This is a genomic window from Marinobacter sp., from assembly GCF_044799475.1.
GTDB lineage: Bacteria > Pseudomonadota > Gammaproteobacteria > Pseudomonadales > Oleiphilaceae > Marinobacter.
Genome location: NZ_CP085217.1, coordinates 1,720,448 through 1,743,928, shown reverse-complemented (window position 1 = coordinate 1,743,928; position 23,481 = coordinate 1,720,448). Strand labels below are relative to the sequence as shown.

General features: G+C 57.5%; 19 protein-coding genes. 8 read left to right on the top strand and 11 right to left on the bottom strand.

The window, feature by feature from the left end:
- Nucleotides 1-87: 87 nt before the first annotated feature.
- From LG327_RS08175 to LG327_RS08140, 8 genes are all read right to left on the bottom strand, one after another.
- On the bottom strand, nucleotides 88-1,635 hold the full coding sequence (locus tag LG327_RS08175) for an AAA family ATPase (protein ID WP_404368289.1): 1,548 nt from the start codon (nucleotides 1,633-1,635) through the stop codon (nucleotides 88-90).
- Between the two features lie 17 nt (nucleotides 1,636-1,652).
- On the bottom strand, nucleotides 1,653-2,747 hold the full coding sequence (gene aroB / locus LG327_RS08170; RefSeq protein ID WP_404368286.1) for a 3-dehydroquinate synthase: 1,095 nt from the start codon (nucleotides 2,745-2,747) through the stop codon (nucleotides 1,653-1,655).
- The gene (aroK, locus tag LG327_RS08165; protein WP_404368284.1) at nucleotides 2,740-3,306 is read right to left on the bottom strand and encodes a shikimate kinase AroK; all 567 of its coding nucleotides are present in this window, start codon (nucleotides 3,304-3,306) and stop codon (nucleotides 2,740-2,742) included. The genes aroB and aroK overlap by 8 nt, the downstream gene beginning before the upstream one ends.
- Nucleotides 3,307-3,429: 123 nt before the next feature.
- Nucleotides 3,430-5,490, bottom strand: coding sequence for a type IV pilus secretin PilQ (gene pilQ / locus LG327_RS08160; protein ID WP_404368282.1), 2,061 nt, complete (start codon nucleotides 5,488-5,490; stop codon nucleotides 3,430-3,432).
- A 65-nt stretch (nucleotides 5,491-5,555) separates the two neighbouring features.
- Nucleotides 5,556-6,101, bottom strand: a complete 546-nt coding sequence (locus tag LG327_RS08155) for a pilus assembly protein PilP (protein ID WP_404368279.1) — start codon at nucleotides 6,099-6,101, stop codon at nucleotides 5,556-5,558.
- 2 nt (nucleotides 6,102-6,103) lie between these two features.
- Nucleotides 6,104-6,715 (bottom strand): type 4a pilus biogenesis protein PilO, encoded by a 612-nt coding sequence (locus LG327_RS08150; protein WP_404368276.1) that lies wholly within the window; start codon nucleotides 6,713-6,715, stop codon nucleotides 6,104-6,106.
- Nucleotides 6,712-7,278: a PilN domain-containing protein gene (locus tag LG327_RS08145; protein WP_404368273.1), complete on the bottom strand. Its 567-nt coding sequence runs from the start codon at nucleotides 7,276-7,278 to the stop codon at nucleotides 6,712-6,714. Before LG327_RS08145 ends, LG327_RS08150 begins: the two co-directional genes overlap by 4 nt.
- On the bottom strand, nucleotides 7,278-8,342 hold the full coding sequence (locus LG327_RS08140; RefSeq protein ID WP_404368271.1) for a pilus assembly protein PilM: 1,065 nt from the start codon (nucleotides 8,340-8,342) through the stop codon (nucleotides 7,278-7,280). The genes LG327_RS08145 and LG327_RS08140 overlap by 1 nt, the downstream gene beginning before the upstream one ends.
- Before the next feature lie 187 nt (nucleotides 8,343-8,529).
- Here LG327_RS08140 and LG327_RS08135 point away from each other — a divergent pair, with 187 nt between their 5' ends.
- Nucleotides 8,530-11,031 (top strand): penicillin-binding protein 1A, encoded by a 2,502-nt coding sequence (locus LG327_RS08135; RefSeq protein ID WP_404368268.1) that lies wholly within the window; start codon nucleotides 8,530-8,532, stop codon nucleotides 11,029-11,031.
- Between the two features lie 102 nt (nucleotides 11,032-11,133).
- Here LG327_RS08135 and LG327_RS08130 read toward each other — a convergent pair whose 3' ends face one another.
- Together LG327_RS08130 and rpmE are read right to left on the bottom strand one after the other, a co-directional pair.
- Entirely contained in the window at nucleotides 11,134-12,405 is a 1,272-nt protein-coding gene (locus LG327_RS08130) for a malic enzyme-like NAD(P)-binding protein (protein ID WP_404368266.1), read from the bottom strand.
- Between the two features lie 273 nt (nucleotides 12,406-12,678).
- Nucleotides 12,679-12,909 (bottom strand): 50S ribosomal protein L31, encoded by a 231-nt coding sequence (rpmE, locus tag LG327_RS08125; RefSeq protein WP_404368263.1) that lies wholly within the window; start codon nucleotides 12,907-12,909, stop codon nucleotides 12,679-12,681.
- Between the two features lie 229 nt (nucleotides 12,910-13,138).
- Here rpmE and LG327_RS08120 point away from each other — a divergent pair, with 229 nt between their 5' ends.
- The 7 genes from LG327_RS08120 (at nucleotide 13,139) to LG327_RS08090 (ending at nucleotide 22,199) form a co-directional block, all read left to right on the top strand.
- Entirely contained in the window at nucleotides 13,139-15,310 is a 2,172-nt protein-coding gene (locus LG327_RS08120; RefSeq protein ID WP_404368260.1) for a primosomal protein N', read from the top strand.
- 211 nt (nucleotides 15,311-15,521) lie between these two features.
- Nucleotides 15,522-17,246 carry a hypothetical protein gene (locus LG327_RS08115; protein ID WP_404368257.1) on the top strand — a complete coding sequence of 575 codons (1,725 nt, stop codon included), beginning with the start codon at nucleotides 15,522-15,524 and terminating at the stop codon, nucleotides 17,244-17,246.
- A 138-nt stretch (nucleotides 17,247-17,384) separates the two neighbouring features.
- Nucleotides 17,385-19,073 (top strand): arginine--tRNA ligase, encoded by a 1,689-nt coding sequence (argS, locus tag LG327_RS08110; protein WP_404368255.1) that lies wholly within the window; start codon nucleotides 17,385-17,387, stop codon nucleotides 19,071-19,073.
- Between the two features lie 39 nt (nucleotides 19,074-19,112).
- Complete coding sequence (locus LG327_RS08105) at nucleotides 19,113-19,754, top strand: SPOR domain-containing protein (RefSeq protein WP_404368252.1); 642 nt, start codon at nucleotides 19,113-19,115, stop codon at nucleotides 19,752-19,754.
- 110 nt (nucleotides 19,755-19,864) lie between these two features.
- Nucleotides 19,865-20,395 (top strand): ATP-dependent protease subunit HslV, encoded by a 531-nt coding sequence (gene hslV, locus LG327_RS08100; RefSeq protein WP_404368249.1) that lies wholly within the window; start codon nucleotides 19,865-19,867, stop codon nucleotides 20,393-20,395.
- 12 nt (nucleotides 20,396-20,407) lie between these two features.
- Nucleotides 20,408-21,736: an ATP-dependent protease ATPase subunit HslU gene (gene hslU, locus LG327_RS08095; RefSeq protein ID WP_404368246.1), complete on the top strand. Its 1,329-nt coding sequence runs from the start codon at nucleotides 20,408-20,410 to the stop codon at nucleotides 21,734-21,736.
- Between the two features lie 103 nt (nucleotides 21,737-21,839).
- Entirely contained in the window at nucleotides 21,840-22,199 is a 360-nt protein-coding gene (locus LG327_RS08090; RefSeq protein ID WP_404368243.1) for a gamma-butyrobetaine hydroxylase-like domain-containing protein, read from the top strand.
- A gap of 36 nt (nucleotides 22,200-22,235) precedes the next feature.
- Here LG327_RS08090 and LG327_RS08085 read toward each other — a convergent pair whose 3' ends face one another.
- Entirely contained in the window at nucleotides 22,236-23,480 is a 1,245-nt protein-coding gene (locus LG327_RS08085; protein WP_404368240.1) for a patatin-like phospholipase family protein, read from the bottom strand.
- Between the last annotated feature and the right edge of the window lies 1 nt (nucleotide 23,481).

Sequence of the window (23,481 nt, the reverse complement as noted above, 5' to 3'; positions counted from 1 at the left end):
TTTAGGGAATTTGCGACCGGGTCGGGAGGAAAGATTTAACCCCAGGCGCCTGGCAGGTCCCCAGGCGCTGTTGACGGGGCCTCACGTTCAGAAACTTTCAAGCGACCGAATCCAGGTGTCCTGCTGACTCAGGCCGGAAGGCAGCGATGCCAGCGCCTCCCTGACCGCTCCCGGCGACTCGAACTTACCGTAGAATACCACAAACCAGGGGCGACCCTTTCTTTCACTTCGGGTGTACCTCAGCCCATCGACATCTTCATGTCGTGCGAGAAAGCTGAGCACCGTAGTTTCCTCATAGCCAGCAATGTACTGTGCCGTATAGCCTCCGGCGGCCCGGAGTTGCTCCACCGGGACAAACCGCTCAGGCAGGGCCGGTGAAAAAGCGGGTTCGGGTTCGGGTGCAAGTGCAAGCGCAGCTTCATCCTCATCAGGTCCGGGCGGAAGCTCTTCTTCCGGCACTGGCGGCGGAGTTTCGGGAACTGGCTGGACAATCCCCTCATCCGATAGAAGTTCAGAATCCCTGTCTGGCCCCACGGGAGCTGTCACAGGCGCCTCTTCTTCCGGAGGCAGCCGAGCCGGACCATCTTCTGGCGTCACTGGCCCCGGCTGTGGTGACGCATCCCGGTCCACAGAGTCCCTGACTGAAGGTAACTCCGGGTTTTCCGGCCCAATACTGATGGTTTTACGGGCAACCGGGGGCGCATCGGGAAGCTGGGCCGTGTCTGACACAGAGTCATACTGGCTCGATACCACCCACCAGGAAACGGCCAGCAACAGCAGTGCCAGTGCCGGCCACCGGAGGGCAGAAAGTCCTGGGAAGCGCCCTTCTGAACCTCTGGCAGGTGGTGAACCAAGACCAAGCCATACTGCAGGAGCGACCCGTTTCAGGCGGCCGAAGCTTCCCTGACTCAGGCCATGAATCTGGTCAAGATGACGGGGCGCCAGAAGAACCTTTACATCTCCGCCAGCGGCCCGGACTCGTGGCTCCAGGTAAGTATAGGTCTCGCCCCTTGTAAGAGGGCGCAACTGAATGTGATGAATGCCAGCATAATCCGGGTCCCCGCCGGGCTGCACGAACACCTGAGCCAGCTGGTCGGAGCCCGCAAATACGGGTACCGCCGCCGAACCCCGTTCTGAAGCCTGGTAGGCCGCCAGCATGAGGCGGAGCAGCTCGCCCGGGATCTGATCCGCATCGTCGATGAGCAGTACCCGTCGCTGCCCCTTGCGGGCGCCAGCCTCACTCCAGCGGAAAAACCGGTAGACGACATCCCGGGCAGAGAAGTCGTTACTGGTCACGGACCCTTGCATCAGGCTCATCAGCGCGCGCGCCAGAGCCTGGGTGCTGGTAAGTGTCCCGGCCGGCAGATGATGGAATGCAAGCCGTGATGATTCACTGCGGACCAGTTCGGCCAGGATGCGGGATTTTCCGGCACCTCTGGCCCCCGTTAACACAAGCGCCATGTCCCCGAACCCGCAGAGGTGCCGCAGTGATTCCAGCGCATGCTGGCGCCCGGCATCCGGAAAAAACGGAGCCTCCATGGCAAGGGGATCACTGTGCAGCCCGTAAGCCGACTGCAGCCTGGGAAACAGTCCCCCTGTGTCGAGGCCGCTCAGCGCCTCACCCTGTGTCGTCATCTGCTGTCCTTCGGAACTCAGGCGCTGCGGCAAAAGTGAAACAATGTCTCCCGGAGCTTCGACTCATCAAAATCCGATGTGACGACAGCGTCTCCCAGCGAGCGCAGAAGGACGAGGCGCAAGGATCCCCCGGTGTTTTTCTTGTCTACGGCCATGAGTTCCAGAAAATTCTTCGGCGTCATTCCGGCTGGCGGGGCTGTTGGCAGACCGGCACGCAGGATGAGTGTCTCACCCCGGAGGCGATCTGTTTCAGAAATCAGGCCCAGCCGTGCAGAGAGATCCAGCGCCATCAGCATGCCGGTCCCAACCGCTTCGCCGTGCAGCCACTGGCCATACCCGGCATGGGTCTCAATGGCATGACCAAAGGTATGACCAAGATTGAGGATCGCCCGTAACCCGCCCTCTCTTTCATCAAGGGACACCACCTCCGCCTTGCAGGCACAGGAGCGATAGATGGCCTCGGCCAGCCCTGCCCTGTCCATTCCGGCAAGAGCATCAACGGAAGACTCGAGCCACGACAGAAAGGCAGGATCCCGGATAAGGCCATATTTGATCACCTCGGCAAGGCCAGCCGGCAATTCCCGGGCAGGCAGTGTCGCCAGGGTGTCAGTATCAATCAGCACCGCCTGGGGCTGGTGAAATGCGCCAATCATGTTCTTGCCAAGAGGGTGATTGATACCTGTCTTCCCGCCAACCGATGAGTCAACCTGTGACAACAGTGTTGTTGGTATCTGGATGAAAGGCACGCCGCGCTGATAGCTGGCAGCGGCAAACCCGGCCATATCACCTACGACCCCGCCACCCAGGGCAACCAGAGTGGTGCTTCGGCTGTGTTTTCTTTCCAGAAGGGCATCAAATATCAGATTAAGGGTTTTCCAGTCCTTGTACTGCTCGCCATCAGGCAGAACAACTGTGTCCACCTTCCGGCCCGGGAAACAACCGGATGCCTGGGCAAGATAAAGCGGAGCAACTGTCTCATTGGTCACGATCATCACCCGGTCGCCGGCGACAAACGGGGTCAGGTCTTTTGTGCCAAGCAGACCCTGGCCGATCATGATGGGATAGCTGCGATCTCCCAGCCCCACCTCCAGCTCATGAATCTGCTCATACATGGCGGTGGCCTTCCTTTCTGACCTGACGGCGTTGTCGGGGAGTTTTGGGATTGATCAGGTTGATCAGCTGCCGGACCACCAGCCTGGGACTCTTTCGATCGGTGTACATAATCAGGTCAGCAAGCTTGCTGTAAAGCGGATCCCGAATGTCAAAAAGCTCCCTTAGAACGGCTTCCGGGTCTTCCGCCTGGAGCAGCGGCCGGTTTTTGTCCCGGCGTGTCCGCTCTACCTGCTGTTCGACGGAGGTCTTGAGATAGACCACAAAAGCATTCCGTTTGAGACTGTCATGATTCCCGGCTTTCATGACGGCACCGCCTCCGGTTGCCACTACGACCGACTCCTGTTCAGCAAGTTCCGAGAGCATCGCAGCTTCCCGCTGACGGAAGCCCTCCTCTCCCTCAACGTCAAATATCCATGGAATATTGGCGCCGCAGCGCTCCTCTATCAGACGGTCGGAGTCAACAAAACGATAACCCAGCTCCCTGGCCAGCAACCGGCCAATTGTGCTTTTACCCGCACCCATGGGGCCAATGATAACTATGCGTCTGGGCAAGGACATCTGATAATTCGCTCTTCTGAAAGCTGGCGGGTGAGGATAGCACAGGTCCCCACTTTCCATAAGATTCGGGAAATACGGGACAAAAAAAAGCCGCCTCTGGAGGCGGCTTTATGAACCACTCACTTATTCAATCAGGTCGCCCTTGAGAATCTTCGGAGTGATGAATACCAGCAGCTCGCTGCGCTCATCCACGTTCTCTGTCCGCTTGAAAAGGCGCCCAAGGTAAGGAATGTCCCCGAGAAAAGGCGTCTTGGTGACCGTGGTTGAGACTTCAGACTGGAAGATACCGCCCAGCACAACGGTTTCACCATTTCTCACGAGCACCTGGGTGGTGACTTCATTGGTATTGATGGCCGGAATCCCCTGGGTGACCTCACCTCTGGAATCCTGACTGACCACCAGGTCCATGATGATCTTGTCATCCGGCGTGATCTGGGGAGTAACTTCCAGTGCCAGCACCGCCTCTTTGAAGGATACGGACGTTGCACCACTTGATGACGCTTCCTGGAAGGGAATTTCTTCACCGGACTTGATGGACGCCGCCTGTCGATCCGCCGTAACCACTCTTGGCTGGGATACGATTTCGGCCTTGCCATCACTCTCAAGGGCCGACAGTTCCAGATCAATCAGGAAATCATCACCACCAAAACCGATTGCAAAGGACGATGCACCGCCCTGAGTGACGCCCAGGTCCACTGCCAGTGCGTCAGGGAAACTTATCGCACCGGAGCCACCACCGGCGGCTGTCCGGCCTTCCCGAACGGTATTCAGGCTCCCGCCAAGCGACGTTACGTTTCCGTCGCTAACATCGAACGCTGCACCGCCCCAGCGAACACCAAGGTTTCTGGCAACATTAGACTGAGCCCGCACAAGCCTGGCCTCAATCAGCACCTGGCGTACGGGAACGTCCCAGGTATTCACCAGACGCCTGATCTGTTCCCGTTTCTCCACGGTTTCCCGGACACTGATGGTATTGGTACGACCATCCGAGGAGATGAAGCCCCGGTCTGAGATCAGCTCCGCGTCTTCCTGAATGAGGGAAACTATGTCAGCAGCCTTGGCGTAATTGACCTGGATAATGTCCAGTGACACAGGTGCCAGTTCTGCAATCTGCCTGCTGGTTTCCAGCTCCAGCCGCTCCCGGGCGGCAATTTCATCTGCCGGTGCAACCAGCAGGACGTTGCCTATCTGCCGTTTGTCCAGACCCTTGGTCTTCAGGATAAGGTCAAGAGCCTGATCCCAGGGAACGTTCTGGAGGCGCAGCGTGATGCTGCCGCTGACCGTGTCGCTGGCCACCAGGTTCAGGCCGGTGAAATCAGCAATCAGCTGCAGCACGGAGCGCACTTCGATATCCTGGAAGTTCAGGGAAAGCTTGTCGCCTGTATAGGGGAAGCGATCTTCCCGGCGGCTCTCCGCTTCTTCTTCGGTCAGCGGCTCGACACTTACGGTAAAGGTAGTGTCCGCCTGATACGCTATGTAGTCGTAACTGCCTTCGGGCCGAATCTCTATGACTGCGTCGTTACCTTCCATGTAGGTATCAACACGGCTCACGGGAGTAGCAAAATCGGTGACATCCAGACGGCGGCGAAGCTCCGGAGGAACTTCGGTGTCTTCCAGCACTACACGAATACGGCCGGCTGACTCGGAAAGGTCCACCGGTGTTTTACGGTCTGAAAGCTGGATGACGACCCGACCTTCACCGTCATCGCCGCGCCGGAAATCCACATCCCTGATTCCACCGTCCACGACGCCTGATCCGGACCTGGCAGCAGTTGCAGTGGTCGGCGCAGCCGCAGAAGTGCCAGCACCTTCACCAATTGTCAGAACAATGGAATTGTCGCTGCGGCTGGATGTATAAGGGGTAAGCTCGACAAGGTTGAATATCAGGCGTGTGCGATCCTTTGTCTCCACAACCGTCATGCTCTGTGCATTCCCCGACCCCAGGGACAGGTTTCGGGTATCCAGCCCGCTCCGGGTATCCCGCAGATCTATTGCAATGCGTGCAGGACGCTCAATAGTGTAACCAGTCGGCTCCGGTGGCTGGCCGTCAAATTTGAGGGTCACCTCCGTTCGCTCTCCAGGGAGTGATGAAAAAGACACATCCTCCAGGGTCACAGCAGTCGCCAGTCCGGACATCATTCCAAAAGCAATCACGCTGACGCATAAAGTTAGTTTTCTGAACATTGCGAGCCTCGACCCCAAACGGTTTTTTTCGTGCATTTTTCTTTCGATAGTCATAGTGCCGCTCCTCAACCCTCATCATCCAGTGAAAGGGATCGGGGGCGTTCGACCCAGCCTCCCCGGCCATTGGGTACAATCTCTATAAGCTCGAGACGGTTTTCATTTACGCCGATAATCCGACCGTAATTCTGTCCCATGTGATTGCCCGTGCTTACCCTGTGCACTCCCCCTTCGCTGTCCGCAATCAGTGCGAACAGCCTGTCGCCGGAGCCGCTCAGTGTGCCGACCATCTTCAGTTCTTTGAGATCAAAATTCTCAAGCACTTCTTTCGGACGATCCAGGTCCGGCTCCACATCACTCTGTGGCTGTTGATCAACCATGGTGAGCTGCACTTCCATTGGCGGCTCAAAGGGTGAGCGGCGATCTGCGGCCGAATAACTGAAGGCCTCATAGGCCTTGAACTCGGGTAGAGGCTCTACATAACCGCGCGGCTTGGCGCGGGTTTCGTCCATGAAGCGGTCAATATCTGAAAAGCCACTGTCCTGGGCACAGGCCGCCAAAAGCGATGCCATGCACACACTCAGCCAGGCCTTTCCCGCATGCTGTCGTGCCATGCTCACTCTCCAGCCTGGTAGCGATAAGTGCGCGCCAGGACCTGCATGTCCAGTCTGTCCGCCTCACCGCCAGTTGGTTTGATGGTAAAATCGTGCAAGGTTACGATCCTCGGCAGGCTTGCCACGCTGCTAACAAACGTTGCCAGTTCATGGTAAGTGCCGGACACCCTGATGTTGATGGGAAGCTCAACATAGAAATCACGGCGCTGCTCCGACTGGAGCGCCACTTCCTGAAGCGCAAGACCACTACCAACTGCCGTATTGGTGATGTCTTCCAGAAGGCCCGGGACCTCGGTATCGCTCGGCAGCTGTTTCACCAGAGCACCAAAGGTTTCTTCCATCTCGACCATCTGGCTCTTGAACACTTCAAGGTTGGCCACCTTGTAGGCTTTTTCTTCGTACTGTTTACGGAGGTCTGCTTCCCGGCTTTCCGCCTGGTCCAGCCGGACATACTCATCAGCGATGAAGAACCAGTAGCCGCCGCCTACTATCAGGCCAAAGACGATCAGCACCACAATCGCCTTGACGGGCGCAGGCCAGATTCCCGCATTGTTGACATCGAGGTCATTGATGTCGAATTCATTAAGGCCTTTAAGCGAGTCCGCGAGGCTCATTTTCCTTCCTCCACTTCGGGCTCAGGTGTCTGCTGATTCACAGACAGGTTGAACTGGCTGTATCCTGCGCGCGCGCCGTCAGCCGCTGCCACATTGGTAAGATTGGGCTCATTGAACCAGGCTGATTCGTCGAAACGCCGCATCAGTGCTGAAATACGGCTATTGGATTCCGCCATGCCCTGAATCGCTATGGTTTCGCCTTTTTTCTGAAGGTCGCTATAGAAGAGCCCTTCCGGAAGAGTTCGGACCAGTTCATCAAACACCCGCACGATAACCGGACGCTTACCCTGAAGATCCTGGATGACCCGCATGCGGGCCAGCAGTTCGTCACGTTTGCGCCTGAGGTTCTCAATCTCCTTGATCTGCGAGTCCAGCTGCGATGTTGCGGTCTGAATATAGGCGTTGCGGGATTCCTGATAGGCAATCCGCGATTCCATGTCTGACTTCCAGAGGAAGGTCAGGCCAGCCGCCAGAATGACAGTACCCAGAAGCACGACAACAAATTGCTGCTGCTTTTCGGCCCGAAGTTCTTCGCGCCACGGTCGGAGGTTAATTCTGGCCATCAGTCAAAGCTCCTCATCGCAAGCCCGCAGGCAATCATCAGCGAGGGCGCATCGTTACTGAGGGCAGAGGCGTTAACCCGGGAACCCACGGCCATATCAGCGAAGGGATTGGCCACGAGGGTAGCCGTGCCGGTCTTCTCTTCCACCATGGTTGTGAGACCCTGAATCGAGGCAGTGCCACCGGCCAATATCACGTAATCTACGGCATTGTACTGGCTGGCACCGAAAAAGAACTGCAGGGCCCGGGCTACCTGCTGGACCACCGCTTCGCGGAAAGGGGAAAGCACTTCGGACTCGTAGTCGTCTGGCAGGCCGCCCTGCTTCTTGGCGAGGCCCGCTTCCTCAAGGGAAAGACCGTAACGGCGCTGGATTTCTTCGGTAAGCTGTTTGCCCCCGAATATCTGCTCCCGTGTATAGACCGTCTCGCCCTCGGCAAGAACGCTGAGAGTCGTCATGGTTGCGCCAATATCGACAATGGCGACAATCAGCTCTTCGCCCTGGGCGTCAAGCTGAGGCTCGATCAGGGAGAAAGCCCGCTCGAGCGCATAGGCCTCGACATCCACGATTTTTGCCGTCAGTCCGGCAATGCCAAGGGCGTCTTCCCGGATATCAACGTTTTCCTTGCGGCAGGCTGCCAGTAAAACGTCGACCTGATCGGGGTTTGCATCGGATGGCCCCTGGACTTCAAAATCGATGGCCACCTCGTCAAGCGGATAAGGAATATACTGATCTGCCTCGAGGGTGATCTGATCTTCCATCTCGAACTCGTTCAGCCCGCTGTTCATCTGGATCAGCTTGGTTATGACCGCCGAACCGGAGACTGCAACAGCCGCCTGTTTGACACCGGTGCGAGCCTTGCCGGCGACACGCTTCAGCGCCTCACCCACCGCCTCGACATCGGTGATATTTTTCTCGACTACAGCGTTTGGCGGCAGCGGTTCCACTGCGTAGCTTTCAACCCTGTAGCGTTCGCCCTGCTTTGAGAGCTCTAGCAGTTTCACCGAGCTGGAGCTTACGTCCACTCCCAGTACTGCATTGGATTTCTTACCGAACAATCCGAACACGCGCTCACCCTATTACCTGGTTACATGCACCCGGTTTTATGTTTTTTAATTAAGAGAATTTCTCTCGCTTTCGGGCTACACTGCCCTTTCATTATTTTTGAGAGGCTATGCAGTGGCGAGACGAGCTCGTCCTTCCTAAAGCAATTTCTCAAATGATAGACCTATATCCAACAGTTGTCAGAAAAAAATGTCCCGATTCCTTCGCACATCCCGCATCCTTGTCTGGTTCTTTCTCGTCGGATTAAGCCTTGCCATCATGATGGCTTCCAGCTTTTACCTGTATCTTCGACCAGGACTTCCGCCAGTTGACCAACTGCTGGACATCCAGCTCCAGACTCCTTTGAGGGTCTACAGCGCAGACCACAGATTAATAGCAGAATTCGGGGAAAAGAGAAGGGCGCCGGTCACAATCGAACAGATCCCTACAATTCAGTTACATGCTTTCCTGGCCGCTGAAGACGCCCGTTTCTACGAGCACATCGGGGTCGATTTCAAAGGCCTGCTGCGGGCTGCAATCGAACTGGTCACCACCGGCAGCATCCAGTCTGGCGGCAGTACCATCACAATGCAGGTTGCAAAAAATTACTTTCTGTCACGTGACCGGACGTTTATACGGAAGTTCAACGAGATACTCCTGGCTCTTCAGATTGAGCGTGAACTGGAGAAAAACCAGATTTTTGAGCTCTACCTTAACAAGATTTATCTGGGCAACCGGGCATACGGCATTGAGTCCGCCGCCAGGGTTTATTACGACAAAAGCGTCAGCGAGCTGAGCCTTGCCCAGATGGCCATGCTGGCCACTCTGCCCAAAGCGCCCTCCGCCTATAACCCTCTCGCCAATCCGGAACGCGCCCTGATCCGGCGCAACTGGGTACTTGGTCGGATGCAGGAGCTGGGGCACATCACGGAAGACGCCTACAGGCTCGCAAGGGCGGCACCGATAACAGCCAGCTACTATGGCCCGTCGACGGAAGTAGACGCAGATTATGTAGCCGAGATGGCCCGCTCGGAGATGGTAAACCGGTTTGGGGACGCCACCTACACAGATGGCTACAAAGTGATGCTCACTGTTGACAGCGAATCGCAGCAGGCCGCCACGGACGCCCTCAGAAAAGGCCTTGAGGAATACGACAGGCGGCATGGCTTCCGCGGCCCGGCTGGCCATATCGACGAAGACATCCTTGCGGGAGGAGACCTGGGGCAGGCGCTCTCCCGCTACCCAAGGGTGGAATCCCTCTACCCTGCTGTCGTCACTGGTGTGAGCGCCACCCAGGCAACCCTCTTCTCTCCCCAGCTCAGTGATGTGGTAATGCCCTTTGAGACCATGACCTGGGCACGGCTTTATATTAATGAGAACCGCATGGGTCCGGAACCGACTCAGCCAGCTGACGTTCTGGGCCGCGGGGATGTGGTGTATGTGAAGCCCCAGGCGCCGGCCATCGAGATAGCCGCCCCCGAACCGGAGAGCCCGCAGCCGGAGTTTTCTGACGCTGGAGGAGAACCCGCTGAACGAAAACTGACGACTGGACCAACCATCGTCGCTCTGGCCCAGATTCCGGAAATACAGGGTGCACTTATCTCGCTTGAGGCGAAGACCGGCGCAATCCAGGCACTGTCCGGGGGCTACAGTTTCGGTCAGACAAAATACAACCGGGCAACCCAGGCCCGGCGCCAGCCCGGCTCCACATTCAAACCATTTCTCTACCTGGCGGCACTGGAAAACGGCATGACGCCGGCCACCCTGTTCAACGATGCCCCAATCGTGTTTGACGATCTGGACCTGGAGACAACATGGCGTCCGCAGAACTCATCTGGACAGTTTTATGGCCCCACCCGTCTGCGAGAAGCCCTATATCGCTCACGCAACCTGGTGTCAATTCGCCTTCTCCAGGACCTGGGAATCAACACGACCATCAATTACCTGGAACAGCTCAGGATTCCCACCAGCGGGATGCAGAAAGACCTGTCACTGGCGCTTGGCAGCGGAAACCTGGCTCCAATGGACGTTGCCCGGGGATTCGCGGTGATTGCGAATGGAGGCTACGACGTTGAGCCCTACCTTATCCAGGAGATCCGGGACGACCAGGACAGGGTTATCTACCAGGCACCCAGAGTGGTGCTGTGTGACGAGAACTGTGAAGGTCTGACCACTGAATCAACGGAGGAGAAGGGGGACGAACCCGAAATCCGGATTGAACCCAGGCTGGCAGAGGAGCGGGCCGTTTACATCATGCACTCCATGCTTCGGGACGTTGTCCGTCGGGGAACCGGACAGCGCGCCCGAGCCCTTGGACGCGAGGATATAGGGGGCAAAACAGGCACCACCAACGAGCAGAAGGACACCTGGTTCGCCGGATTCAACCATGAAGTGGCCACCACGGTATGGGTTGGCTTCGACCAGCCCGAGCCACTGGGACGCTCCGAATACGGCGCAACCGCTGCTCTGCCCGTGTGGCTGGATTACATGAAGGTGGCACTGGAGGGCCAGCCCCCCGCCTTCATGCCTCAACCAAACGGGATCGTGAGCATCCGCATAGACCCTGAAACAGGCGAGCGAGCCAGGCCCAGCCAGGATGACGCCATATTTGAACTGTTCCGCGAAGAGGAGGCCCCTGAGCCCCTGAGCGGGTCAGAAAGCAGTGGCGAGGATAATGGCGGCTATGATGATCTGCAACGTGAACTCTTCTAGTGGAAAGCATCCTGGGCGGGATGATTGATCAACTCGAAAAATGATCTGTTCCAGGCATAAAAAAACCGGCGCAAGCGCCGGTTTTTTTATGCCGAACATCAATCACGCATTCAGGATATCCTGAAGGGATGTCAGCGGATAATGTGCCGGGTAGCCTTTGCGGGCCACACCGGAATCCACTGCAGCACGGGCTACCGCAGCAGGCACCACTTCAAGCAGCCGGACATCCATCGGCTTGGGGATGATGTACTCACGCCCAAACTCGAAGCTTTCCACGCCGTAAGCCTCACAGATATCCTTTGGCACCGGGGCCTTTGCCAGTTCCCGGATGGCATTGACCGCCGCAACTTTCATCTCTTCGTTGATGGCAGTGGCCCGCACATCGAGGGCGCCACGGAAAATGAAGGGGAAGCCCAGAACATTGTTGACCTGGTTCGGATAATCCGACCGGCCTGTCGCCATGATCAGATCGTCACGGGCCGCCAGCGCCAACTCGGGGCTGATTTCCGGATCCGGATTCGAGCAGGCAAATACGATCGGATTCGGCGCCATCTTTTTCAGGCACTCAACCGGAAACAGATCAGGACCGGACAGGCCAAGAAACACATCAGCGCCCTCGATGGCTTCTTCCAGAGTGCGCTTGTCAGTCTCGTTGGCGAACATTGCCTTGTACTGGTTGAGATCGTCACGTCCGGCGTGGATTACGCCCTTGCGGTCGAGCATGTAAATGTTTTCGGATTTCATGCCACAGCTGATCAGAAGCTTCATGCAGGCAATGGCTGCCGCGCCCGCCCCAAGGCAGACAATTTTTGCTTCCTCGACCTTCTTGCCGACAAGCTCAAGAGCGTTCAGCATGCCGGCCGCCGTTACAATTGCCGTGCCGTGCTGGTCATCGTGAAAAACGGGGACATTGCATTTCTCGATCAGAGCCCGCTCGATCTCGAAGCACTCAGGGGCTTTGATGTCTTCAAGGTTGATACCACCGAAGGTATCGGCGATCCGCTCGACTGTTTCGATGAAAGCCTGGGGGCTTTCGGAGTTTACTTCGATATCGAATACGTCAATGCCGGCAAACCGCTTGAACAGTACGCCCTTGCCCTCCATTACCGGCTTGCTCGCCAGCGGGCCAAGGTTGCCAAGACCGAGAATTGCAGTACCGTCGGAGATGACAGCTACCAGATTTCCCTTACCTGTGTACTTGTAGGCATTTTCGGGATCTTTCGCGATCTCGCGGACCGGCTCTGCAACGCCGGGACTGTACGCCAGGGAAAGATCACGGGCTGTCTGTGTCGGCTTGGTGATTTCCACACTCAGCTTACCCGGCCGTGGTTTGGCGTGATATTCAAGGGCTGCTGCTTTCAGATCTTGAGACATTGCCACTGTTCCGTTTGTCACGTTAAAAGGAGACGGAGATACGTTGTCACTGGAGGCCGGACATGGAGCTGCCGGGGCGTGGGCCAGCGCTGTTCTCTCGATATCCGCTGGCGGCTCGGCCAGCAGGAGCGCGACATTATGGCGCGAAGGCACACAGCAAACAAGGTGCGCATTACCCCGAGCAGGGCCTGCGCTCAGACGAACGACCTTTCAGACATAAAAAAGCGCGCCTCCGGGGCGCGCTTTTTTATGTCTCGTTCTGCCGTCCGGAGCCTACTCTTCGGCTTTCTTGCCGCCGGCGATCCGACCACCAAAACGTTTCTGGAAACGGTCAATACGGCCACCGGTATCCATAACTTTCTGCTTGCCAGTATAAAAAGGGTGGCACTGGGAGCAAACGTCCAGCTGCAGGTCACGACCCACTGTTGAACGGGTTTTTATCACGTTACCGCAGCTGCAGGTAGCGGTGATTTCCTGGTACTTTGGGTGGATACCTTCTTTCATGGGGAAACCTCTGTCGGTCGTGCCGCCACCTGGTCATGCTACTGGCTTAACCAGCCTGACTGCCAGGCACCGCATCGTTTGAATCAACTGGAAAGACGGGGCACAATCAGCCCTGCCGTAATTAAGACCGCGAATATTACGTGCAAAGCGCAGTGTTCGCAAGCATATCAGAGGCTCCCTCACCCTGGGGCCGATCCGCAATTTCCGTTACCCAAGACCGGAGCATGCCTTGACCCGATCCGCCCGCATTGCCCTGGCCCGCCCCATCCGGCGCCTGTTCGATTATCAGGTACCAGATCACCTGGATATCCTGCCGGGCCAGCGGGTGAGGATTCCCTTTGGACGCCAGACAGCTACCGGGCTGGTTGTAACTGCCGACGCCATTCCGCCGGAAAACATCGCCCTCAAACCCATCAGTTCCACTCTTGAGAGCTGGCCGGCGCTGCCAGACGAAACCCTGCGGCTGCTAACCTGGGCGGCGACCTACTACCAGCACCCGCTTGGCGAATGCCTGTTTATGGCACTTCCTCCCGCACTGAGACGGGGTCAGGCAGCAGAGCGCCGCCAGCAGGTCCTCTGGCAGGTAATTCCCGGAGCCCCTCAGAATCTGTCCGGCAACGCCAGAAGGCAGCAGGAGCTGCTGGACTGGTTACGCCAGCAATCAGTTCCCTGCACAACCCGGGAGGTTGCCGCCGCCGGCTTTAACCGCACACAGCTTAAGGGATTGCGGGAAAAGGGGCTGGTACATGAGACTGCTGGCACCCCGGGGCCCCGGCCCCCAGAGGAAAGTCTGCAGGATCTGCCGGAACTGTCAGCCGCTCAATCGGCCGCCTTTAACAGCCTTCCCGGACCGGCAGCTGGATTTTCAGCTGCCCTCCTTTATGGCATCACGGGTAGCGGCAAGACTGAAATCTATCTGCATTACCTGAACCGGCACCTGGCCCCGGACAGCCAGGCACTCGTGCTGGTGCCCGAGATCAACCTGACTCCACAGACAGTCGCCAGATTCCGACGCTATTTTGGCAGCCGCATCGCCGTCTGGCATTCCTCTCTCAACGACAGCGAACGCCTGGATACCTGGCTCCGCATTCGGGAAGGAGAGCCTGTAATTGTAATCGGAACCCGTTCCGCAGTGATGCTCCCTTTCATCACGCTCGGCACCATCGTGGTGGACGAGGAACATGACAGCTCCTACAAGCAGGGCGAGGGTTTCCGTTACTCCGGACGCGATCTGGCTGTTTATCGTGCCAGTCTGAACCGCTGCCCGGTCATCCTGGGCTCGGCCACACCTTCCCTCGAATCTCTTCACAATGCCCGCATCGGCAAATACCGGCTTGTGCGCCTGGAAGAGCGTGCCGGTCACGCCAGGCTGCCCGAGATCAGGCTGCTGGACATCCGCAGCCGCCCTCTGGAAGGGGGGCTTTCAGCCCCGGCAATCCAGGCTATCCGGGAGTGTCTTGAGGGGGGCAATCAGGCCCTTGTATTTGTTAACCGGCGAGGCTACGCCCCAGTAATGATGTGTTTCGATTGCGGGCACATGGTGGAATGCCCCCATTGCGATACCCGTCTTGCCTACCACCGTCGGGACCGGGCCATGCGCTGCCACCACTGTAACTTCCAGATGGCGGCGAAAGACCACTGCCCGAAATGTCAGAGCGAAGCCTTCAAGCCCGTTGGCCAGGGCACTGAGCGCACGGAAGACGTTCTTGCCACAGGTTTTCCAGACATTCCGGTAATCAGGGTCGACAGGGACAGTACTCAGCGCAAAGGAAGCATCCAGGCCATTATCAGGGAGGTGGGGACGGGCGCACCCTGCATTCTGGTCGGGACCCAGATGCTGGCCAAAGGACACGATTTCCCGGGGGTTACCCTCGTCGTGGTGGTCAATGCCGACGGCGGACTGTTCAGTGTCGACTTCCGGGCGCCGGAGCAGATGCTTCAGACCCTCCTGCAGGTCAGCGGACGGGCCGGGCGTGGCACTGCGTCCGGGCGGGTGCTGATTCAGACCTGCCACAGTGACCACCCCTTCATGCAGACTCTGAGCGAAGGGAAGTACCTGCCTCTGGCGGAACAGCTGCTGGAAGAGCGTACAAGCGGGAACTTCCCCCCATTTCGGGCAATGGCCCTGGTAAGAGCGGAAGCACTGACCATGGCGGGCAGCCTGGCATTTCTGGACAGCGCCAAGGCGCAGCTCACCGACCCCGCCCTGGAAGTCTGGGGCCCCCTGCCCTCAGTCATGGCGCGGCGGGCAGACCGTCACCGGGCCCAGCTGGTGGTGCTGTCCAGTAGTCGAAAACAGCTCAGTCAGACACTGGCGAGACTCTGCCAGTCTCTCGATGAGAAGCGGCAGACACCAACACTGCGCTGGCAGATTGATGTAGACCCCCTCGAAACCAGTTAACGCCCCGGGCTCCGCATTCGGACACACAATGCCTACAAACTTTTTCATAATTAGGCTGAGTCGACAGTAGGCTTTTTCCACGATGTGCTATGATTTCAGCACACTAAGCGCACTTCTTTATTAAAAGCGTAAGCAACGCCGTTCTTCGTGCGAGGAATACGTTGATAACCATGGTCTTTGACCAGTCAAAGCGGAAACTGGAGATAGAATAATGTCAGGGAAAATCCTTGCGCGTGCAGTAGCTATCACGCTTGCACTTTTTTTGGCGGCTTGCGGTGGAGATGATAGTTCTACGCCATTGGCACCGATTGGCTCTGAAAACACCAGCCCTGACGGCGGCGGTGATGACGGCGTCGGAGATTCAGGTGGAGGCGAAACGGCTACCTCGCTGGAACTTGGCACAGGCAGCGGATCGAATTTTCAGTCCGGACAGATTCAGGTGTCTGCCCCGAATTTGACTTCTGGTGGCGTGACAAGACTCGATTTTAATGTTGTAGACGCGGCCAATGGCAACACTCTGTTTAACGCGGAAGAAACAACTGTCACTCTGTCTTCACTCTGCGAAGCAGCAGTTTTTGATCGCACAATCATTACAACATCCGGAAGCGTGAGTACAACCTATGAAGCCGGGTGCCCAGGCATTGATACCATAACATCCAGACTGGCGAGTGGCGCCTCAGCCACAGCAAATGTGACTGTAGCAGCCCAGGAAGTGGGAGAGCTTGAGTTCATCAGTGTCGACCCAAACTCAATCTCACTCAGTGGGAGCTCAGATGGCACTCGCGGAAGTGTTTCCGAGGTGACTTTCAGACTGGCTGACAAAAATGGTAGCCCAATATCCGGAGAGGAACTCTCATTCAGCCTGTCAACGACGGTAGGCGGAATTACACTTTCACAAGTCAGCGCAGAAACAGATCAGGAAGGGCAGGCAAAAACCCGTGTCAATAGCGGATCGGTAGCGACTGTAGTCAGTGTTACGGCAACTGCAACTCTGCCTGATGGTGACATAATTCAGACTGCCTCGGATCCAATTTCCATTAGCTCAAGTATCCCAGATCAGGACAGCTTTTCTCTGGCAATTAGCGAGAATTTCCTTCCCAACGCAAGAAATTATGATGGAGAGAGAGTATCTGTCCCAGTACGAGCAGCGGACCGTAACAACAACCGGGTTAGTGGCGCTGTCGTCAACTTCATTACAAATGGAGGATCTGTTCAGAGCGAGTGCATCCTCGAAGATGGCGCCTGCACGATCGACTGGATCAGCCAGGATCCCAGACCAGAAGATGGCGTTGTGCTGATCCTTGCGAGGACCGTTGGGGAGGAAAGCTTCCGAGACCTTAACAGTGACGGAAAATTCACGCTTGGCACTGATTCATTTGATGTGACCACTGATGATCGAGGCGAGGCGTTCCTGGACAGAAACCTCAACCGTACGCGAGATTCAGACGAAGAATACTTCGATTATAATTCGAACAATCAATACGATGGTGCTAATGGGATTTACAACGGCACGGCTTGTGCTGATGAAAACTGCACACAGGATCTTCTCGAAATAAGTCAAACCGGAAAGATCTTTATGGCTAGCGACTCTCTTCTGTTGACATTCATTTCACCAGAAGACCCCAGTCCGGCGTCACCAATATTGCCCGGGTCTGTATGTGTGGAGGTCGCTGGCGTGTTCACCGATAGCCGCGGAGTTCTCGTTCAGGGCCCCCCCCCAGGAGGAACCGAAATTTCATTCTCCACCACCAACGGAACGCTCATAGCGCCTAGCACATTCACCTCGACCACAAAGTTCACAACTGAACCTGTCGAATTTTGCGTCACGGTGGAGTCTGATTCCACTCCAAGCACAGGCACATTTACTATAGAAGCGACACCGCCAGCGCCGTTTACTGGCGACCCTTTCATTCAACAGGCACCAATCTCTGACTGAGCATTTCATAGACGGGCGTCATTCATCAATGCCGCCCGATTTGAGTCCCTCCCCCCTTTCCGCGATAATACCGCCCCCGTTTACTGACGGGGGCAGCCTTTCCCTCATACATCCCGATAACCCGAGTCGCCCAACAGCATGAAAGAGACAGTTACCCAACTCCTTGAGTCCGCGCTGGCATCACTGATTGCCGAGGGCGTGCTACCCGAAGGCTCTTCCTTCCCTGTTAACGTGGGGCCCACAAAAGACAAGGCCCACGGCGACTATGCCTGCAACATCGCCCTGATGGCCGCGAAACCAGCCGGCTGCTCTCCGCGACACCTGGCCCAGGCACTGATTGATCACCTGCCTGAAAATGGTGCAGTAGACCGCGTTGAGATTGCAGGGCCGGGCTTCATCAATTTTTTCATGAGCACGGCAAGCGCCTTCGGGGTTGTTGAAGAGATTCTTGGCCGGGGCGAAGAGTTCGGGCGGAACAGTTCCGGCCAGGGGGAGCCGGTACAGGTGGAGTTCGTTTCCGCCAACCCTACCGGGCCGCTGCATGTCGGCCACGGCCGGGGCGCTGCAATAGGCGACTGCATCTGTCGCCTGCTTGAGGCTACCGGTTACCGGGTCACCAGAGAGTTCTATTACAACGATGCAGGTGCCCAGATAGCGAATCTTGCTCTGTCCACCCAGGCACGCATCAGGGGGCTTACTCCGGACGATGAAGGCTGGCCGGCGGATGGCTATCGGGGCGAGTACATAAGCGACATGGCCGGCGCCTATCTGGCCGGGGAGATGGTGATTGCGGACGACCGGGAAGTGACCGCCAAAGGCGATCCGGATGACCTCGCTGCGATCCAGGAGTTTGCAGTGGCGTATCTGCGCCGGGAGCAGGACCTGGACCTCAAGGCTTTTGGTGTCCAGTTTGATGTCTATTTCCTGGAGTCCTCTCTCTACAAGGAGGGCAAGGTGGAAGCCACAGTCAAGCGGTTGACCGAAAACGGCTACACCTATGAACACGAAGGCGCCACCTGGCTGAAGACCACGGAGTTCGGCGACGACAAGGACCGGGTAATGCGCAAACAGGACGGCGGCTATACCTACTTCCTGCCGGACGTCGCCTATCATCTGGACAAGTGGCAGCGCGGTTTTACCACGGTCATCAATGAACAGGGTGCCGACCACCACTCTACGGTCACCCGCGTGCGGGCAGGCCTCCAGGCTCTCAATGCAGGCATTCCGAAAGGCTGGCCGGAATATGTGCTGCACCAGATGGTGATGGTGACCCGCTCCGGGCAGGAAGTGAAAATTTCCAAGCGTGCCGGAAGCTACGTTACGGTCCGGGACCTGATCGACGAGGTTGGCCGGGACGCCACCCGTTTCTTCCTTGCTGCGCGAAGGGTGGACTCGCAACTGACCTTTGACATAGACCTTGCCCGGTCCCAGACCAACGAAAACCCCGTCTATTACATCCAGTACGCCCACGCCAGAATCTGCAGCGTGTTGCGGAAACTGAAGGAGGAAACAGGAATCGCCCGGGGTTTCAGTGAATGTGCTGGCGATCTTTCCCTGCTCACCCTTGACGAAGAAAAAGACATTGCCAACCAGCTTGCGCAATATCCCGATCTTGTGGCCAACGCAGCAAAGCTCCGGGAGCCCCATCACCTGACGCACTACCTGCGGGACCTGGCAGGGCATTTCCATACCTACTATAACGCTCACAAGGTTCTCATTGAGGACACCGGCCTGCGTGACGCCCGGCTCAGCCTTTATCTGGCTGTGCGCCAGGTCATTGCCAACGGCCTGGACATACTCGCTGTCAGCGCCCCGGAAGAGATGTGAGAACCACAAGCACAATCAGGATCAGGATCGTTTCCCGTCATGCCCCATGACTATGCAAAGAAAAACCGCACGCCCACGAAGCGCGCCCGGGGTAGCCAGCCCCGGAGCTCCTCCCCGGCGAAAAAATCGGGCAAATCTCCGGAACCCCGGCGGGCGCCTGCTCCCCGGCACAGCCAGGCGGGGGGTCTGTCCCTTAAGTGGATACTGTCTCTCGCCGCAGTTGGAGGCTTCATCGGCTTTATTGTCTATCTGAATTCCTTCCCCGTTTCGGAGGGGCCGGTACAGCCCACGGCCGGTCAGAAGCAGCAGCAGCCACAACCCCCGGCAGATCAGCCCAGGGACGGTACGGGTTTCCGATTCTATGACATTCTGCCGGATTCCGAGGTAATACCCCCCAGGGTCGAGGAATACACCCCGGGACCGACAGAACAGAACTTCGACTATCTGGTCCAGGCTGGATCCTTCCGCAGCAGGGAAGATGCCGAGCGCCAGCGGGCACAGATCGCCTTTCAGGGGCTGCGGGCGAAAGTGGACAGAATCGACCTTGATAGTGGCTCTACCTGGTACCGGGTCAATGTAGGACCCTTTACCAGCCGCAGCCAGATGAACGCCGCCATCGACAGGCTGGTAGCCATCAGCATCCAGCCGCTGGTGCGCCGGATACCGAAGGATCAGGGGTGACCACCAGGATCCGTCCCTGCTGATCGGGTCGGACCGAATCCGCCCCTTGAAAAGCTATTCATTGCCGCCATATCCGATGGACTATTCACCCTCCGGCTTATGGAGCAGACATGACCACGATTCTTTCGGTGCGGCGCGGCGACACCGTTGCCATGGGTGGCGACGGCCAGGTGTCACTGGGCAATACCGTCATGAAGGGCAATGCCCGCAAAGTCCGGCGCCTGTACGGCAACCAGGTGATTGCAGGCTTTGCCGGCGGCACCGCCGATGCTTTTACCCTCTTCGAACGATTTGAAGCCCAACTGGAAAAGCACCAGGGCAACCTCACGAGGGCCGCGGTGGAGCTGGCCAAGGACTGGCGGACGGATCGCGCTCTGAGACGCCTGGAAGCCCTGCTGGCTGTGGCCGACCATACAGCCTCACTGATTATCACCGGCAATGGCGACGTCATTGAGCCCGAACAGGGCCTGATTGCCATTGGCTCCGGCGGCCCCTTTGCCCAGGCGGCATCCCGCGCACTGCTCGAAAATACCGAACTGGACGCCGAGACAATCGTCAGCAAGGCGCTTGATATCGCCGCTGACATCTGCATCTACACCAATCACAACCGTACTCTTGAAGTGCTGTCTGCCAATGACTGACCCGGAGCTATCATGTCTGCAATGACTCCCCGCGAAATTGTCCATGAACTGAACAAGCACATCATCGGACAGGACGAAGCAAAAAGGGCTGTTGCCATTGCCCTGCGCAATCGCTGGCGTCGCATGCAGGTCGACAGCGAGCTGCGGGACGAAATCAGCCCGAAAAACATTCTGATGATTGGGCCCACCGGCGTTGGCAAGACTGAAATCGCCCGGCGTCTTGCCAAACTGGCTGATGCGCCCTTTCTCAAGGTTGAAGCCACCAAATTCACTGAAGTGGGCTATGTTGGCAGAGACGTGGAATCCATTATCCGTGATCTGGCGGATATGGCAGTCAAGCTGCTGCGTGAGAAAGAAATGAAGCGCCATCAGCACCGTGCCATGGACGCAGCGGAAGACCGAATTCTGGATGCCCTGCTACCACCGCCGCGGGATTTCAAGGAGGAAAGCCGGCCCGCCGAGGAGTCCTCCACTCGCCAGCTGTTCCGGAAAAAGCTGCGGGAAGGACAACTGGACGACAAGGAAATCGAGATTGATCTGAGTAATTCCGGCGCCGGTGTGGAGATCATGGCCCCGCCAGGCATGGAAGAAATGACCAGCCAGCTTCAGAGCATGTTTTCCAGCATGTCTTCAGACCGCCGAAAGACCCGAAAAATGAAGGTATCTGATGCCTTCGCCCGGGTTCGGGACGAAGAGGCGGCCAAACTGGTAAATGAGGAAGAAATCAAGCAGAAGGCCATCGAGGCGGTGGAACAGAATGGCATCGTCTTTATTGACGAGATCGACAAGGTGGCAAAACGCTCCGAAAGCGGGTCCGGCGACGTCTCCCGGGAAGGCGTCCAGCGGGACCTTCTGCCGCTGATCGAAGGCAGTACCGTGAGTACCAAGTTTGGCATGGTTCGCACGGATCACATCCTGTTCATTGCCTCCGGCGCGTTCCACCTCGCCAAGCCATCCGACCTGATCCCGGAGCTTCAGGGGCGCCTGCCAATACGGGTCGAACTCCAGGCCCTGACACCGGAGCAGTTCAAGCGGATTCTTACCGAGCCTGATGCCTCCCTTGTGCAGCAGTATGTGGCCCTGATGGCCACAGAAGGCCTGACACTGAACTTTACCGACGATGCCATTGAGCGCATCGCCCAGGTAGCTTTCAAGGTCAACGAGACCACGGAAAACATAGGGGCCCGTCGTCTCCATACCGTGCTGGAGAGGCTTCTGGAAACTCTCTCCTTTGATGCGGGTGACAAGGTGACCGAAACGTTCGAGGTGACCGCTGATTACGTGGAAGAGAAGCTGGGTGAACTGGCCGAAGATGAGGATCTGAGCCGCTACATACTCTGACCCCACCGTCAAAGCGCCCGACAGCCGGCTGATTTGATTCTGCCGTGCTGTTGGCCCTGCTTTGAGCCGTGGAACCTTCACCCTCAGGAATACCGGAGCCGCTGTGAGCGAAACCCCACGACCCACCGATATCCGCATCCGCAGAAAAAGCCGGGTTCTCAGGCTTGAGTATGCCGACGGCACCTGCCATGAGCTGCCTTTTGAACTGCTGCGGGTCTATTCGCCGTCGGCTGAAGTGCGCGGCCACGGTTCCGGTCCCGGAACCCTGCAGACCGGCAAGGCCGATGTCATGGTGGAAGACGCGGAAATTGTCGGAAACTATGCCCTGAAGCTGGGCTTCAGTGACGGCCACGATTCCGGCCTGTTCAGCTGGGAGTATCTCCGGCAGCTGGGCGACAGCCAGCAACGGTTGTGGCAGGACTATCTGGAACGCCTTGAACAGGAAGGCGCCAGCCGGTTCTGACTGCCGCTCCGGCCGACAGCCACAGTGTCAGGGCTGCTAAAGGGCCTTGTGAATCAGATCCGAGACATTATCCAGTCCACTGCCAAGGCGACTTTTGCGACCCCGTTTCCGGCGCCCCCTGGCGACGTACAGAGGCAGCATCTCGCCATAAAGGCTGGTACTGATGGTGCGCTGCTCATCTTCCAGCCGATCCCGGCGCAGCCGGATACCATATCTGGCCAGCCTGGGTTCAAGCTCATCCGCCCGGTTTAGCAGATCCCGACGGGTCATCTGGTAAGCATGCTCGCAGACCATCCTTCGGGACTGGAAGCTGAAGACGTTGGAGAAGAAAAGTTTGGCGTCGTCCCTGGTGGGCTCGAACAGCAGGATGTCCTTGTCGGGATAGTCCCGTGCGTACTGTGCGATGCCCGACTGCATCCGGGAATAGACCATGGTGCGGAACATCTGGGACAGCAGGTTTGGCATGCCTGAGCGTGTCAGCGCGCCTGGCTCCATGGAACCAGCTCTCACTGCTTCACTGGCGTCTATGGGCACCTGGGGGTTGACCGCGAACACCAGATCCGCACCGTCCTCAAATGCCACTGAGGCGTGGAGCCCCTTGCGCAGGGTGCCATCCACGTAATAACGGCCATCTATCTCCACTGGCACGTAAAGTCCCGGCGAAGCAGTACTGGCCTGAATGGCCCGTGAAATGGGCACATGGTCAAATCCCGGGGCTCCGAAACACACAGCCTCGGTGCTTTCAACGTCGGCAGCCACAATGTACAGGCTGCGGCGCAGTTGGCGGAAATCATTGGTGCGGCCCAGCACGGTGAAGGTGCGCTTCAGGTAGTCGTGGAGAGCATCATTATCGAAAATACCGGCCGGAACCGCCTGTGCCAGCAGGGTCAGAGCCTCCAGCAGGCTCTGGTCATAGGGATTACTGACAAATCTGCTGAGGGCGCTGGCCACAAGGCCCGGTACCGCCAGCAGGCGCCCGCCGAATTCCCGGAAGGCCGGACGGTAGAACACCTCGGGATGAAATGGATGAACCTCCGCCTCATTCCGCACAAAGATGCGGCACAGCTGGGCTGTGGTCATCTGATTGGCCAGATTGGCGGCCACGAAGGATCCTGCGTTAACTCCCACATAGACATCGAGGTTATTGAAATCTATGCCATCAAGGGCTTCGTCCAGCGCCCGCATGGCGCCGATTTCATAGATTCCGCCCAGAGGGCCGCCACCGCCAAGAGCAAGACCTATGCGCGGTCTGGGCTTTATGTCTGTGCGGGTTGCCGTCATG

Coding starts and splice junctions, on each gene's coding strand:
- LG327_RS08175 (WP_404368289.1), bottom strand. CDS start 1,635: ATGACGACACAGGGTGAGGCGCTGAGCGGCCTCGACACAGGGGGACTG.
- aroB (WP_404368286.1), bottom strand. CDS start 2,747: ATGTATGAGCAGATTCATGAGCTGGAGGTGGGGCTGGGAGATCGCAGC.
- aroK (WP_404368284.1), bottom strand. CDS start 3,306: ATGTCCTTGCCCAGACGCATAGTTATCATTGGCCCCATGGGTGCGGGT.
- pilQ (WP_404368282.1), bottom strand. CDS start 5,490: ATGTTCAGAAAACTAACTTTATGCGTCAGCGTGATTGCTTTTGGAATG.
- LG327_RS08155 (WP_404368279.1), bottom strand. CDS start 6,101: ATGGCACGACAGCATGCGGGAAAGGCCTGGCTGAGTGTGTGCATGGCA.
- LG327_RS08150 (WP_404368276.1), bottom strand. CDS start 6,715: ATGAGCCTCGCGGACTCGCTTAAAGGCCTTAATGAATTCGACATCAAT.
- LG327_RS08145 (WP_404368273.1), bottom strand. CDS start 7,278: ATGGCCAGAATTAACCTCCGACCGTGGCGCGAAGAACTTCGGGCCGAA.
- LG327_RS08135 (WP_404368268.1), top strand. CDS start 8,530: ATGTCCCGATTCCTTCGCACATCCCGCATCCTTGTCTGGTTCTTTCTC.
- LG327_RS08130 (WP_404368266.1), bottom strand. CDS start 12,405: ATGTCTCAAGATCTGAAAGCAGCAGCCCTTGAATATCACGCCAAACCA.
- rpmE (WP_404368263.1), bottom strand. CDS start 12,909: ATGAAAGAAGGTATCCACCCAAAGTACCAGGAAATCACCGCTACCTGC.
- LG327_RS08115 (WP_404368257.1), top strand. CDS start 15,522: ATGTCAGGGAAAATCCTTGCGCGTGCAGTAGCTATCACGCTTGCACTT.
- argS (WP_404368255.1), top strand. CDS start 17,385: ATGAAAGAGACAGTTACCCAACTCCTTGAGTCCGCGCTGGCATCACTG.
- LG327_RS08105 (WP_404368252.1), top strand. CDS start 19,113: ATGCCCCATGACTATGCAAAGAAAAACCGCACGCCCACGAAGCGCGCC.
- hslV (WP_404368249.1), top strand. CDS start 19,865: ATGACCACGATTCTTTCGGTGCGGCGCGGCGACACCGTTGCCATGGGT.
- hslU (WP_404368246.1), top strand. CDS start 20,408: ATGTCTGCAATGACTCCCCGCGAAATTGTCCATGAACTGAACAAGCAC.
- LG327_RS08085 (WP_404368240.1), bottom strand. CDS start 23,480: ATGACGGCAACCCGCACAGACATAAAGCCCAGACCGCGCATAGGTCTT.